We start from the raw sequence: 13,432 nt of genomic DNA, 5'->3' as shown, positions 1-13,432 counted from the left end.
GGTTCAGCGTCGGCGGAACCACCTGGTCGCGCAGCGCAAGCACGGTCAGGATGGATTCCACCGCACCGACCGCACCCACCGAGTGGCCGAGTGCGGACTTGGGCGCGTACACCGCGGGCTTGTTGCCACCCAGGGCATTGTTGATCGCCTTGCCCTCGGCGAGGTCACCGACCTGGGTGCCGGTGGCGTGGGCGTTGACATGGCCGATGTCGCTCGGGCTGAGGTCCGCGAGCTGAATCGCCCGGGACATCGCGTGCCCGGCGCGTTCACCGTTGGGGTCCGGCGCCACCATGTGGAAGCCGTCCGAGGTGATGCTGGCCCCCATGATCCGGGCCAGGATGTTCGCGCCACGCGCCTTTGCGTGCTCCTCGGTCTCGATCACCATCAGAGCGCCGCCCTCGCCGAACACGAAGCCGTCGCGGTCCTTGTCGAAGGGGCGACACGCACCGGCGGGGTTGTCGTTGTTGGTGGACAACACGATGCGCATGTTGGCGAACCCGGCGATGGGCACCGCCTCGATCTTCGTTTCCACACCGCCGCAGATCGCGATGTCGGCCTCGCCGAGCACGATCTGCTGCCAGGCACGGGCAACGCCCTCCGACCCGGATGCACAGGCCGATATCGGCGTCATCACCCCGGCCTTGGCGTGCCGTTCCAGGCCCACGGCCGCGGCCGCGCCGTTGGGCATGTACTTCTGCACGGTCAGCGGGGACATCGCTCGGTACCCGCGCGTGTGCATCTCTTGGTATCCGAAGACGAGCTCTTCGGCCGAGCCCAGGCCGGTGCCGATGGACACCATCAATCGGCCGGTGTCGACCTCCGGCGAGCCGGCGTTCTCCCAGACCCGCCGGCCCAGGACGGTGGACATCCGCTGCAGGTATCCCGACCGGCGCAGCTCGATGCGGGTGAGTTGGCTGTCGAAATCCTCCAACAGATGGCCGCCGATGCGGACCGGCAGGTCGTATTCCGTGACGAACGGATCGTCGAGGGTGCGGATACCACTTTGGCCGTCGAGCAACAACTTCCACGTGTCCTCGGCGTCGGTTGCCAGGGCGGTCGTCATGGCAACGCCAGTGACGACCACATTCGGGAGTGCTTTCCCGGTAACCAGCTCTGTCATGGGTCTTACGAACGTTCCTTCCGTGCTTGGCAGCGCTTAGTAGCGCCCGAAGGCGAGTGCCACGTTGTGGCCACCGAACCCGAACGAGTTGTTGATCGCATAACGGAGTTCGCCGTAGCGGGGTTCGCCCGCGACAACGTCCAAATCGATCTCGGGATCGGGGGTTTCGAAGTTGAGTGTTGGCGGTATCACGCCGTCCCGAAGGCTCAATACCGTGAGAACAGATTCCAGCGCCCCGACCGCACCGATGGAGTGCCCCAGAGCCGACTTCGGTGCGTACACCGACGCCTCCTGGCAACCCGCGACGCGAATGGCGTTGGCCTCGGCGGTGTCGCCGATCGGAGTTGCGGTCCCGTGGGCGTTGACGTGGTCGACGTCCTTGGGGGACAACCCCGCCAGCTCCAGCGAACGGGTCATAGCGCGACCGGCGCGCACGCCGTCCGCCGCCGGCGCCACCATGTGGAACGCGTCCGAGGTGATGCCGGCACCCATCAGCCGGGCCAGTGGCTTGGCGCCCCGGGCCTTGGCGTGCTCTTCAGTCTCGATGATCATCAGCGCACCGGCTTCACCGAACACGAAGCCGTCACGGTCCTTGTCGAACGGCCGTGATGCGCGCTCGGGCTCATCGTTGCGCGTCGACATGGCCCGCATCATCGAGAACGCCGCGATGGGCAGTGCTTCGATGGGACCCTCGACACCGCCGCAGACGGCGAAGTCGGCGTCACCCATGACGATCTGACGCCACGCGTGGGCGATCGCCTCCGAGCCCGACGAGCAGGCCGAGACCGGGGTCATGACCCCCGCGCGGGCGCCGAGTTGCAGGCCCACCACCGCCGCGGCGCCGTTGGGCATGATCATCTGAACGGCGAGCGGCGACACCTTGCGGGGGCCGCCCTCGTTCATCAGGTCGTAGGTCTCCACGATCCTCTCGGCGCCACCCAGCCCGGTGCCGACCACGACCGAGAACCGGTCGGGGTCGACCTCCGGGCTGCCGGCGGTCTCCCACAGCTGACCGCTCAGATATTTGGCCAGCCGCTGGACATACGACATACGTCGCAGGTCGAGCCTGCTCATGTGCTCGTCGATGGGCTCCTTGAGGTGGCCACCGATCTTGACGGGCAGATCCCACTTGGTGACGAACTCGTCTTCGAGGGTGTGGATGCCGCTTTCGCCGGACAGCAAACCCTTCCACGTGCCCTCGACGTCCGGCGCGATCGATGTCGTTGCCGCGACAGCGGTTACCACAACGTTGGGGTAACCGCCATTAGCAGTGGAAGGCTTGCTCACTTGCTGTCTGCTTCCAGCCTTGCCTTGACGCTGGCCACGGCATCGGGGTTCTCCGACTCGAGCTTGGCGCGCAGCGCGGCGGCGGCTTCGGGGTCTTCTTCCTCGAGCTTCTGGATGTAGGAGACGACGTCACCGACGGTACGCAGACCAGCGAGGTCCTCGTCCGGGATCTTGACGCCATACTTGTCCTCGGTCTGAACGGCGATCTCGACCATCGACAGCGAGTCGATGTCCAGGTCGTCGACGAACGACTTCTCCGGGGTGACCTCGGAGGGCTCGATACCGGTTACCTCTTCGATGATCTCGGCGATACCGGCGATGATTTCTTGCTGGCTGACGGCCACAGCGTGCTTCCCTTCGTAATGTGTTGTGTGTTAGTCGAATTGACGTGCTATGCGGTTGTACTGGTTGTGCAACTGGTCGAGCTGGCTTTAGAACTCGGCCAAAGCGTCCAGGTCTGCGGGCGACTTGACGGCACGAGCCGTGATCCCCCGAAGTTCTCGTTTAGCGATACCGGTGAGTGTCCCCGCGGGCGGGAACTCCACGGCCGCAGTGACTTCCAGGTCACGCAGCGTCGCGGTGCACAGGTCCCAGCGCACCGGCTGGGTCAGCTGAGCGACCAGCGCCTCCATCGCCGCGGCCGCCGACGCGACCGGCTTGCCGTCGCGGTTCGACAACAGCTTGGCGGTGGGCTCGGACGTCTGAACGGCGGCCGCCGCGGCGGCATAGCCGTCAAGCGCCGACGCCATGTACTTGGTGTGGAACGCTCCGGCCACACCAAGGGCGCGCACCCGAGCCTTCTCCGGCGGGTCTTCCGCCAGCTTCTCCAGCGCGGTCAGCGAGCCGGCGGCGACGATCTGCCCGGCGGCGTTGCGGTTGGCGGGGAACAGGTCAAGCTGTTCGAGTCGGGTCAGAACTTCGCCCTCGTCCCCACCGAGCACCGCCGACATGCCGGTCGGCTCGACGGCGCAAGCCTTGGCCATCTCGGCGCCACGAGTGGCGGCCAGTGCGACGGCGTCGTCGGCGGCGATCACGCCGGCGATCGCATAGGCGGCGATCTCTCCGACGGAGTGGCCGGCGACGACCAGTTCCGTGTTGGACAGCAGGCCGCGCTTGGTCAGCTCCTGGTGGGCCAGCAGCGTGGCGGCGACAACCAGCGGCTGGGTGACCGCGGTGTCGGTGATCTCTTCGGTCGATGCGGTGGTGCCCAGGCGCACGAGGTCGAGGCCACTGGCCTTGGACCACAGCGCCAACTGGTCAGCGGCGCCGGCGAGCTCCAGCCATGGCGAGAGCATCCCCTCGGTCTGCGAACCCTGTCCGGGCGCAAGCAATGCAATCACGTGTTTAAGAGAACACTGTGGAAACGGTTTTGGCGGGTGTATCAGATTATGAACCTCGTCTTAGGTTTTTGTGAACACCCTACAAAACGGCTCCGTAAGCTACGGGTTTGATATCGTGCCGCGATGTGTTGCCTGGGTCACTGTCACCCGGATTGCCTCGCTGCAACCCCTCTGACCGGCAGCGGAACCGCGGGCATGGCGTTGTTGGCGGCGCTTGACGGATTGGTTGGGTAGTTGAGCTGGCCGACCGTCGCCGCCACTCGCAGCACATATGCATCGCGCGGCTGCATGGGATCGCGGCCCGTGAAGTCGGTGATCCGCTTGAGTCGATAGCGCACGGTGTTTGGATGAACGAACAACTTTCTGGCGCATGCCTCAATTGCGCCGCCACAATCTAAGTACGCATCAAGGGTCTCGATCAGCGTGGGACCCGCGTCGGCCAGCGGGCCCATCACGTCGGTATGCAGCGCCACGATCGCCGACGCATCGCCCATCAGGGCCCGTTCGGGCAGCAGCTCACGGGCCGGCACCGGACGCGGCGCTCCACGCCACCCACCCACGGCGTTCATGCCGGATATCGCCTCGCTGGCGCTGTGGTAGGCCGCCGTCAGCATGGCCGCGGTGGGCCCGACGACCACGGGACCGTCGGCGAACGCCACCAGCAGATCGCCGAGGAATTTGTCAGTTGGCGACAGTTGGCCGGAGACGATCGCGACCAGCCAGGTGCCGTGCACGTCGGTGAGGGCCGCGCGCCCGTGCTGCGCGGCGATATCGCGGACGTGCTGACTCGCGCGCTCGCTGTCGTCGGGGCCGGTCGATCCGTCGCGGCCGGGGGCCGGGGTGCCGACCACGACCGTCGCCGGGGCGGTGGTGTCCCAGTTCAGCGCCGCGGCGCGGGACAGCAGTTCGGGGCCGGTGTCGCCGCGGACCACCGCGTCGACGACGCTGGCTTCCATCCGGCTGTCCCAGGTCCCGCGTGCCTCGGCGGCGTTCGCGTAGGCGGTGGCGGCGGTGAACGCCAGGTCGCGGCTGTACTTGAGGATTCCCACGGTCAGCGCGGTCAGCTGGTCGTCGGAGCGAGCCAGCAGCGGGACCACTTCCTCGAAGAAGTCCATGGTCACGCGCGCCATGTCGACGCTGTGGCGCAACGCGATGCGGCGGGCGAGGTCCTGGGGCACCAGCTCGAAGGCCTGCGCGGTGTGGCTGACGTTGCTGTGCGGGTCTTGCATCCACTCGGCGAAGTTGTTGATGGCCGTCTGCACCACCAGCGCCATGCTGGCCCGCTGCGACGCCTCCAGGTCGCCGAAGAACGGCAACCGATCATGCATGACCGAGACCGCCTCGGTGGCCAGCCGGCCGGAGTACTGCTTCAACCGGCGTAGGACGGACTCCGGCACCGTGTCCAGCATCTCCAGTGGCGATCGCGGCTGCTTGGCGAACGGACCGGCGAAGGGATTGTCATTCACCCCTAAAACCTACGCGCCTTTTCTGGAAGTTTCCCCCAAAGGCGGCGTGCGGCGCTCTTAAGGACCAGCCGCAAGGCCGTCACGCGCAGCGCCGCGAGCGTGAAGCTAGCGTCACGTTCGCCGCCGAGCGTGACGCTAAGTTCTCGCTCGGCGAGCGGTGCAGGTCGACCGCGCAGGATTAGGCCGAGCGGAGAGCCTCAGGCCACGCCGGGGTCAGACGTCTGCTCCGGGGCGGCCTGCACGTCGTCGATCTTGTACTGGCGTGCCGCGGCGATCGGCACGGACGGGTCGATCTCACCGTCGCGCGCCAACGCCTCCAGCACCGCGACCACCTGTGATTCGGCGTCGGTGTTGAAGTACCGCCGCGCCGCCGGCCGGGTGTCGGAGAAGCCGAACCCGTCGGTGCCCAGAGTGACGTAGGTGCCCGGCACCCAGGGCCGGATCTGCTCGGGAACGGCACGCATCCAGTCCGAGACCGCGACCACCGGCCCGCTCGCGTTCGAGAGAGCCTGGGTGACGTACGGGACGCCGGCCGGCCGGTCCGGATGGCGCAGTCTCGCCCTGTCGACGGCCACACCGTCGCGGTTCAACTCGCCCCAGCTGGTCACCGACCACACGTCAGCGGCGACGTCCCACTCCGCGGCCAGCATCTCCGCGGCGTTCAGCGCCGACGGCATTGCCACCCCGGACGCCAGGATCTGCGCCTTATTGGTCCGCTCTTCGGTGGCGGCGCGGTAGCGGTAGAGACCGCGCAGCACGCCCTCGGGGTCGAAATTCTCCGGCTCGGGCGGCTGCACGTATGGCTCGTTGTAAACGGTGATGTAGAAGAACACGTTCTCGGGGTTCTCCCCGAACATCCGGGCCAGCCCGCTCTCCACGATGTAGGCGATCTCGTAGGCGAACGCCGGGTCATAGGCGACCGCCGCCGGGTTGGTGCTCGCCAGCAGCAGCGAGTGGCCGTCGGCGTGCTGCAGGCCCTCGCCGGTCAGCGTGGTGCGCCCCGCGGTGGCTCCCAGCAAGAAGCCGCGCGTCATCTGGTCGGCGGCCGCCCACAGGCCGTCCCCGGTGCGCTGGAAGCCGAACATCGAATAGAAGATGTAGATCGGGATCATCGGCTCGTCGTGCGTCGCATACGAGGTGCCGGCCGCGATGAACGAGCCCACCGACCCGGCTTCGTTGATGCCCTCGTGCAGGATGTGGCCGCCTTCGCTTTCCTTGTAGGCCAGCATCAGCTCGGCGTCCACGGCCGTGTACAGCTGGCCGTTGCGGTTGTAGATCTTCAGCGACGGGAACCACGAGTCCATGCCGAACGTGCGGGCCTCGTCCGGAATGATCGGCACTATCCGCGGGCCAACTTCGGAGTCCCGCAACACTTCCTTGAAGGTGCGCACCGTCGCCATGGTGGTGGCGACTTCCTGGGTTCCCGACCCTTTCTTCAGCGCGGCGTAGATGTCCCGGCTGGGCAGCCGCAACGCCCTGGTCTTGGTCCGGCGTTCGGGCAGGAAGCCGCCGAGGGTGCGCCGGCGGTCAATCATGTAGCGGATTTCCGGGGCGTCGGAGCCGGGGTGGAAATAGGGTGGCAGGTAGGGATCCTCCTCGAGCTGGGCGTCGCTGATCGGTATCCGCATGGCGTCGCGGAAGTCCTTGAGGTCTTGCAGCGCAAGCTTTTTCATTTGATGCGTGGCGTTGCGACCCTGGAAATGCGCACCCAGCGAGTAGCCCTTGATGGTCTTGGCCAGGATCACCGTCGGCTGGCCCTTGTGGTCGACGGCGGCCCGGTAGGCGGCGTAGACCTTGCGGTAGTCGTGGCCGCCGCGCTTGAGGTTCCAGATCTCGGAATCGCTCATGTTCTCCACGAGCGCCTTGGTGCGCGGGTCGCGGCCGAAGAAGTGGTCGCGCACGTAGGCGCCGTCGTTGGCCTTATAGGTCTGGTAATCCCCGTCGGGGGTGCTGTTCATCAGGTTCACCAGCGCGCCGTCGCGGTCGGCATGCAGCAGGGCGTCCCACTCGCGGCCCCACACCACTTTGATGACGTTCCAGCCGGCACCGCGGAAGAACGACTCGAGTTCTTGAATGATCTTGCCGTTGCCGCGCACCGGGCCGTCGAGGCGCTGCAGGTTGCAGTTGATGACGAAGGTCAGGTTGTCCAATCCCTCGAGTGCGCCGACGTGCAGCAGTCCGCGGCTCTCCGGCTCGTCCATCTCGCCGTCGCCCAGGAAGCACCACACGTGCTGGTCGGAGGTGTCCTTGATGCCGCGGTCGTGCAGGTAGTGGTTGAACCGCGCCTGGTAGATGGCGTTCAGCGGACCCAGGCCCATCGAGACCGTGGGGAATTCCCAGAAGTCGGGCATCAGCCGCGGGTGCGGGTAGGAGGGCAGTCCGCCGGCGGCGTGGCTGTGCTCCTGCCGGAAGCCGTCCATCCGGTCGGCGGTCAAGCGGCCTTCCAAGAAGGCGCGGGCATATATACCCGGGGACGCGTGGCCCTGGATGAATACCTGGTCCCCGCCGCCGGCGTGCGATTTGCCGCGGAAGAAGTGGTTGAACCCGACCTCGTACAACGCCGCCGACGAGGCGTAGGTCGAAATGTGGCCGCCCACACCGACTCCCGGGCGCTGGGCACGGTGCACCATGATGGCCGCGTTCCACCGGATCCACGCGCGATAGCGCCGTTCTACATCCTCGTCGCCGGGGAACCACGGCTCGAGTTCGGTCGGAATGCTGTTGACGTAATCGGTTGACGTCAGCGACGGGAGGGCGACGCGCTGCTCGCCGGCCCGTTCCAGCAATCGCAGCATCAGATAACGCGCCCGCGACGGACCGGAGCGCTCCAGCAGTTCATCGAAAGACTCCAGCCACTCCGACGTCTCTTCTGGATCGATGTCGGGTAGGTAGGAGGCCACCCCTTCGCGGATCACCCGAACGCGGTCGGGTTCGGTTGCGCTGTGGGGGTTTGTGGCCAGATCGTGGCGCACGAACTCAGTTGTCAACGCACTACTCCTGTTGTTGGCGGAATGTGTGCCGTAACGGGTGGGTCGCACCCTTCCCACCATCGTGCCGCACCGGTGTTTCGCGCGGATAGCCGACTCGGCTAGCCGACGGAGCTCGCCTGGCGAACGCCAACTCGGCGTGTATGGGGCAGGTGCGCAACCCACCCGGTAACGTCAGGCTTGTGCTCATCCGGTGGCGTGCCGTCCCTCAGACGCAGGTGAAGGCTTTGCCCCGGCGCGGGGCCTTGGCGCTGGGTTGTATCGCCGTGGCGCTGATGGGCATCGTCGGGTGCACCTCCGTCACCAACGGCACGGCAACGCCTGACACCAAGGTGGCACCGGCCTACCGGCAGTCGGTATCCGCGTCGGTGTCGGCGTCGTCGGTGACCTCTAGCGTCCGGGAGTCCCAGCGGCAACAATCCCTGACCACCAAGGCGGTGCGCACAGCCTGCGCCACGCTGATCACCACCAGCAAGAACGCGATCGACAAGACCAACGACTTCGTGAAGGCGTTCAACGCCGGCCGCGGCACCGGCCCGACCGAAGGCCCGGCCATCGACGCCCTCAACGACAGCGCCACCACGGTCGGCAACAGCTTCAGCGATGCGATGTCACAGCAGATCAAGGACGCCTTCAACGCCTACATCGACGCCGCCCGCGCGGTGGCCAACGCCATCGGCACCCACGCCGGCACCGGCGAATTCAACAAACGGGTCGATCAACTCAACGACACCAAAAAGAACGCGGTGAAACTGTGCCTGGCAACGTAGTGATGCGGAAGTATGGACCAGGTTCTGGCTGTGCGACGATAATCCCCAATCGCATAGCGTGCGGACGTTAAGGAGGCTCCACGGTGGTCGCGGCGGATGACGCCCCGAGCTACGCTCGCAAATTGGGCATCCAACGGGACCAAGTTGTCCAGGAGTGGGGCTGGGACGAAGACACCGATGACGAGATCCGCGCCGCGGTCGAGGAAGCCTGCGGCAGTGAGTTGCTCGACGAAGACACCGACGAGGTAGTCGACGTCGTGCTGCTGTGGTGGCGAGACGGTGATGGCGACCTGGTGGACACCCTGATGGACGCGATCGGCCCGCTGGCCGAAGACGGCGTGATCTGGGTGCTGACGCCCAAAACCGGCAAGCCCGGCCATGTATTGCCGGCCGAAATCGCGGAGGCCGCCCCCACCGCAGGTTTGATGCCGACCTCGTCGGTCAGCCTGGGGGACTGGAGCGCCAGCCGGTTGGTGCAGCCCAAATCCCGTGCCGGGAAGCGTTGATGCTTTCCGTAGGCACATCCGCCCCGGATTTCACTTTGCGCGACCAGAATCAACAGCGCGTCATGCTGAGCTCCTATCGGGACGCCAAGAACGTTCTGCTGGTGTTCTTCCCGTTGGCTTTCACCGGGATCTGCCAGGGCGAGCTGGATCAGTTGCGTGACCACCTGCCCGATTTCGAAAATGACGGCAGCGCGGTGCTGGCGATCTCGGTGGGACCCCCGCCCACGCACCGGGTGTGGTCGCTGGACAGCGGCTTCACCTTCCCGGTGTTGTCGGACTTCTGGCCTCATGGCGCGGTCAGCCAGAGCTACGGCGTGTTCGACGAGGACGCCGGCTACTCGAACCGCGGGACGTTCGTCGTCGATCGGTCCGGGATCATTCGCTTCGCCGAGATGAAACAGCCCGGCGAGTCCCGCGACCAGCGGATCTGGACCGATGCCCTGGCGGCACTCCGGGCCTGAGCGGGGCTCGAAGTTTTGGGAACTAGGCCTTCGGAGGGGTAGCCTGCCCGGGGCACGGGCGCGTAGCTCAGTGGTAGAGCTCTGGTTTTACACACCAGCGGTCGGCGGTTCGATACCGTCCGCGCCCACCAACGAAAACACAAGGTAGATATCGGTTTCGCGTTTTCGGATCCGACCTATCTCGAACCTCTGTCAGGCCGCTGGCGCCGGCCCCCATCTCGTGCGGCGAATCGGCCGCTTACGAGCTGGCGGCCGTCGTCGTGGTGGTCGACGAGATCGCGTCCGGACAGTAGGCGCTGGCCGCGATCGCGGTGAATTTCTCTGCTTTCTCCTCGGTCAGTGCGGCCGCCTTGGATGTCATCGCCTTCGCGATATCCGCCATCGCCGTGCCGCCGCCGGCCGCCGAGCACACGTAGTGGGCGGCCTGGATAACCTGCGCCGGATCGTTATAGGTGAAGCCGGCCGAATTCAGCGACGCGAGGAACGCGTCGTCGGTGTCATCGGCGTGCGCGGGCACGGCCAAGCCAATCACGGCCGCAACACTGGAAATCGTCAGAACGAGCTTCATAAATTCGAAATCGTCCCAGAAGCGCGGGCGATTCGCGTCTGACGAAACAATTTGTAACAATCGGCAACCTCCGGTTGACAGCTGGTCGGTTCGATACCGTCCGCGTCCACCACTATTTACCCAGTTCAGCGTCGCAGACGAGCCAACGGGTTTGGCGGGCGAACCCCCCGTTGCGCGCGCAGGACAGTGAATGGCGCCGTCCGTGAGCTGGTCGGTCTTGACCGAATTATCCGAGTGTGCATTGCGCAGAGCTTCCCGGCGTTACTCTTTGCCGATGATCGCGGGCGAGAAGGCGCCTGACTTCACTCTGTTTGATCACACCGGTCGGCCCCGGGCGCTGTCCGCGCTCCTTGCCGAAGGGCCGGTTGTGCTCTTCTTCTTCCCATTAGCGTCCTCACCGATCTGTACAGCCCAGGCTTGTCATTTCCGGGACCTGAGCAATGAATTCGTCACGGTGGGCGCCCACCGGGTGGGCATCAGCACCGACACCGTCGACAAGCAGGCCCACTTCGCCCAACAGCGCTCGTTCGATTATCCGCTGCTCTCCGACGCGGACGGCGTGGTGTCCGAGCTGTTCGGAGTGCGCCGAGGCAGGCTCGCCAGGCTGCGTAGATCCGTCGTCGCGCGTGGCGAGGCCCGGCGTGGCCGGCACACTCGGCGCCGTGGCCTGCTGGCCCGGCTGCTGCCGGTCAGACGAACCACTTTCGTCATCGATACCGATCGCACCGTACTCAAGGTGGTCTCCAGCGAGCTGCGCGCATCGGTGCACGCCGACCAGACCTTATGGTTCTTGCAGAACCGCCACGTGGCGCATGGTTCGCCGCATGGCCGGGAGAAACACCCCGACGCGCATCAGCAGTCGGAGGACGAGGGCACAGAACCGGAAACCGCGAACGAGCCGAGCCTGGTCCGGCCATACACGCTGACGGCAGGCCGTACCGACTCTGGTGTGGAACTGCCACTCGAGGCTCCGGTCGAAGTGCTCAACACCACATCGAAGCCACCGCGCTGGCCGAGAAATGATGTGCGGGGCCAGATCCTGACGTGCTGCGCGCACAGCCCCTCGGTCGCAGAGATCGCCGCTCGGCTGTCCTTGCCGCTCGGTGCGACGCGGTTCCTGGTCGGCGACCTCGTGACACAGGGTTATTTGCGGGTGCACGCCCCCCTCGGCGACTCGATGCCGATCGACGAAAGACGTGAACTGATAAGCAGGACCCTGCGTGGCTTACGAGCAATCTGAGGGCCCTGACGCCGCCTCGACGAAAGCCTAGGGCCCGACGCGCCGGGGTGCGTGCCGCCGATCATGCGGCCGGGGGCACTATGAACGCGTGAAACCGTTCCGCATCGACGTTTCTGACGACGTTCTCGACGATCTGCGATCGCGGCTGGCCCGTACGCGTTGGCCGGAGGCAGAATGCGTGCACGACTGGAGCCAGGGCGTGCCGTTCGCCTACACCCGCGAGCTGGCGGACTACTGGGCCAACGACTACGACTGGCGATCGCGGGAAGCCGCACTCAACCGCTTCGATCAGTTCACCACCGAAATCGACGGTCTGGACATCCATTTCATCCATCAGCGATCGCCGCACGCCGATGCCTTCCCGCTGCTGATGACGCACGGCTGGCCGGGTTCGATCGTGGAGTTCCACAAGGTGATCGAGCCGTTGACCAACCCCGCCTCGGGACGCGCCGAGGACGCCTTCCACGTCGTCTGCCCGTCGCTTCCGGGATACGGTTTCTCCGGAAAACCCACCGACACCGGCTGGGGCGTGGAAAAGATCGCCGTGGCATGGGAAACGCTCATGCTGCGCCTGGGGTACGACCGCTACGGCGCCCAGGGCGGCGACTGGGGTGCCGCCGTCACGACACAGATCGGCCGCAACGTCGGCCACTGCGTGGCCATCCACCTGAACATGCCGGTCGGCCGGCCTACCAAGGACTCGCTGACGAACCCGAGCGACGAAGAGCAGCGAGCGCTGGCCGGGTTGGCCAACCACCGCAAGTGGGGCACGGGTTATTCCAAGCAACAGTCCACCCGGCCACAAACACTGGGCTATGGGCTGGCCGATTCGCCCGCGGGGCAGCTCGCCTGGATCGTCGAAAAGTTCTGGGACTGGGCCGATTGCGACGGGCATCCCGAAAACGCGGTGAGCCGTGACGAGCTGCTCGACAACGTGATGGTGTACTGGGTGACCAACACCGCCGCGTCCTCGGCCCGCCTGTATTGGGAGAGCTTTGCGGTGTGGGGTGGCGGCGATCGCGTCGAATTGCCCACGGGCGTCGCGGCTTTCCCCGCGGAGCTGCTCAAGGCGCCGCGTAGCTGGTGCGAGCCGGTCTACAACATCACCCACTGGACAAACATGCCGCGCGGCGGGCATTTCGCGGCGTTCGAACAACCGGAGCTGTTCGTCGAGGACCTCTGCGCGTTCTTCGCGACGGTGCGCTGAGCCGATCAGCCCGGCGGGGCGAAGAACTCCAAGGCAATACCGTCGGGGTCGCGAAAACTCAGTCCCGAGCCGTACGGCGCATCCACGATGCCGCCGTGCTCGACGCCCAGTTCGCCCAGCCGGGTCTCCCAGTTCTGTAGCTCGGCGCGGCTGGCGCAACCGAACCCGACATGATCGAGCCCGACGCGGTGTTCGCTGAACTTTTCGTCGGGTGCGCGGCGATCGTGCTGATGGATGCCGAATATCGTGCCCCCGTCGAGCATCCACACCTGATGGTGAAATCCGGCGTCAGTGTGCTCGTCGAGGATCGGGTCGGCGCCGAGCAGGTCGCGATACCACGGGCCGCTGATCTCGATGTCGCGCACCGTGACCGCGACGTGGTTGAGCGCTGGAAAGGTCATGCCATGCCACGCTAGTCCGCTTTGCGCGGTTTGCCGACCATCGGGCCGTCGGCCGGATACCCGCCGTCCACCGCTGTGC

General features: G+C 66.1%; 13 protein-coding genes, 1 tRNA gene and 1 pseudogene. 7 read left to right on the top strand and 8 right to left on the bottom strand.

Translation table 11 applies throughout. The annotated features are described in order from the left end of the window. The 6 genes from kasB to aceE all read right to left on the bottom strand — a co-directional run. The coding region (kasB, locus tag VFW69_RS16275) for a 3-oxoacyl-ACP synthase KasB (protein WP_526502531.1) at positions 1 to 1,120 on the bottom strand (1,120 nt) is incomplete at its 3' end. 36 nt (positions 1,121 to 1,156) lie between these two features. Next, a complete protein-coding gene (gene kasA / locus VFW69_RS16270; RefSeq protein WP_526502530.1) occupies positions 1,157 to 2,407 on the bottom strand; it encodes a 3-oxoacyl-ACP synthase KasA in 1,251 nt (416 codons plus the stop codon). Beyond that, complete coding sequence (gene acpM, locus VFW69_RS16265; RefSeq protein WP_526502529.1) at positions 2,404 to 2,751, bottom strand: meromycolate extension acyl carrier protein AcpM; 348 nt, start codon at positions 2,749 to 2,751, stop codon at positions 2,404 to 2,406. The genes kasA and acpM overlap by 4 nt, the downstream gene beginning before the upstream one ends. An 87-nt stretch (positions 2,752 to 2,838) precedes the next feature. Beyond that, positions 2,839 to 3,747: an ACP S-malonyltransferase gene (locus tag VFW69_RS16260; RefSeq protein WP_526502528.1), complete on the bottom strand. Its 909-nt coding sequence runs from the start codon at positions 3,745 to 3,747 to the stop codon at positions 2,839 to 2,841. Positions 3,748 to 3,890: 143 nt separating this feature from the next. Beyond that, on the bottom strand, positions 3,891 to 5,213 hold the full coding sequence (locus VFW69_RS16255; RefSeq protein ID WP_526502527.1) for a PucR family transcriptional regulator: 1,323 nt from the start codon (positions 5,211 to 5,213) through the stop codon (positions 3,891 to 3,893). Between the two features lie 197 nt (positions 5,214 to 5,410). Continuing rightward, positions 5,411 to 8,200 (bottom strand): pyruvate dehydrogenase (acetyl-transferring), homodimeric type, encoded by a 2,790-nt coding sequence (aceE, locus tag VFW69_RS16250; RefSeq protein WP_526502526.1) that lies wholly within the window; start codon positions 8,198 to 8,200, stop codon positions 5,411 to 5,413. 182 nt (positions 8,201 to 8,382) lie between these two features. Here aceE and VFW69_RS16245 point away from each other — a divergent pair, with 182 nt between their 5' ends. The 4 genes from VFW69_RS16245 (at position 8,383) to VFW69_RS16230 (ending at position 10,068) form a co-directional block, all read left to right on the top strand. Next, positions 8,383 to 8,970 carry an Rv2240c family protein gene (locus tag VFW69_RS16245; RefSeq protein WP_526502525.1) on the top strand — a complete coding sequence of 196 codons (588 nt, stop codon included), beginning with the start codon at positions 8,383 to 8,385 and terminating at the stop codon, positions 8,968 to 8,970. A gap of 83 nt (positions 8,971 to 9,053) precedes the next feature. After that, positions 9,054 to 9,476 (top strand): DUF3052 family protein, encoded by a 423-nt coding sequence (locus VFW69_RS16240; RefSeq protein ID WP_526502524.1) that lies wholly within the window; start codon positions 9,054 to 9,056, stop codon positions 9,474 to 9,476. Then, on the top strand, positions 9,476 to 9,937 hold the full coding sequence (locus tag VFW69_RS16235; protein WP_526502523.1) for a peroxiredoxin: 462 nt from the start codon (positions 9,476 to 9,478) through the stop codon (positions 9,935 to 9,937). Before VFW69_RS16240 ends, VFW69_RS16235 begins: the two co-directional genes overlap by 1 nt. Positions 9,938 to 9,993: 56 nt before the next feature. After that, positions 9,994 to 10,068 (top strand) — tRNA-Val (locus VFW69_RS16230). A 107-nt stretch (positions 10,069 to 10,175) separates the two neighbouring features. Here the strand turns inward: VFW69_RS16230 and VFW69_RS16225 are convergent. After that, positions 10,176 to 10,505: a DUF732 domain-containing protein gene (locus VFW69_RS16225; protein ID WP_526502522.1), complete on the bottom strand. Its 330-nt coding sequence runs from the start codon at positions 10,503 to 10,505 to the stop codon at positions 10,176 to 10,178. A 274-nt stretch (positions 10,506 to 10,779) separates the two neighbouring features. Between VFW69_RS16225 and VFW69_RS16220 the strand changes: the two are divergent. The 3 genes and pseudogenes from VFW69_RS16220 to VFW69_RS16210 all read left to right on the top strand — a co-directional run. Next, a pseudogene (locus VFW69_RS16220) lies at positions 10,780 to 11,307 on the top strand (peroxiredoxin); the annotation flags it as partial. 3 nt (positions 11,308 to 11,310) lie between these two features. Beyond that, positions 11,311 to 11,745: a DUF742 domain-containing protein gene (locus VFW69_RS16215; protein ID WP_526502534.1), complete on the top strand. Its 435-nt coding sequence runs from the start codon at positions 11,311 to 11,313 to the stop codon at positions 11,743 to 11,745. A gap of 88 nt (positions 11,746 to 11,833) precedes the next feature. Then, positions 11,834 to 12,952, top strand: a complete 1,119-nt coding sequence (locus VFW69_RS16210) for an alpha/beta fold hydrolase (RefSeq protein ID WP_526502521.1) — start codon at positions 11,834 to 11,836, stop codon at positions 12,950 to 12,952. 5 nt (positions 12,953 to 12,957) lie between these two features. Here VFW69_RS16210 and VFW69_RS16205 read toward each other — a convergent pair whose 3' ends face one another. Continuing rightward, positions 12,958 to 13,353 (bottom strand): VOC family protein, encoded by a 396-nt coding sequence (locus VFW69_RS16205; RefSeq protein WP_526502520.1) that lies wholly within the window; start codon positions 13,351 to 13,353, stop codon positions 12,958 to 12,960. Positions 13,354 to 13,432: the final 79 nt, after the last annotated feature.

The sequence above is a fragment of the Mycobacterium sp. genome (assembly GCF_036273375.1).
Taxonomy (GTDB): domain Bacteria; phylum Actinomycetota; class Actinomycetes; order Mycobacteriales; family Mycobacteriaceae; genus Mycobacterium.
This window is presented reverse-complemented; position numbering and strand designations above follow the sequence as displayed.

What these genes read in the sequence shown, in the direction of transcription:
- VFW69_RS16235 (WP_526502523.1), top strand. Translation starts at nt 9,476, where the DNA reads ATGCTTTCCGTAGGCACATCCGCCCCGGATTTCACTTTGCGCGACCAG.
- VFW69_RS16225 (WP_526502522.1), bottom strand. Translation starts at nt 10,505, where the DNA reads ATGAAGCTCGTTCTGACGATTTCCAGTGTTGCGGCCGTGATTGGCTTG.
- VFW69_RS16205 (WP_526502520.1), bottom strand. Translation starts at nt 13,353, where the DNA reads ATGACCTTTCCAGCGCTCAACCACGTCGCGGTCACGGTGCGCGACATC.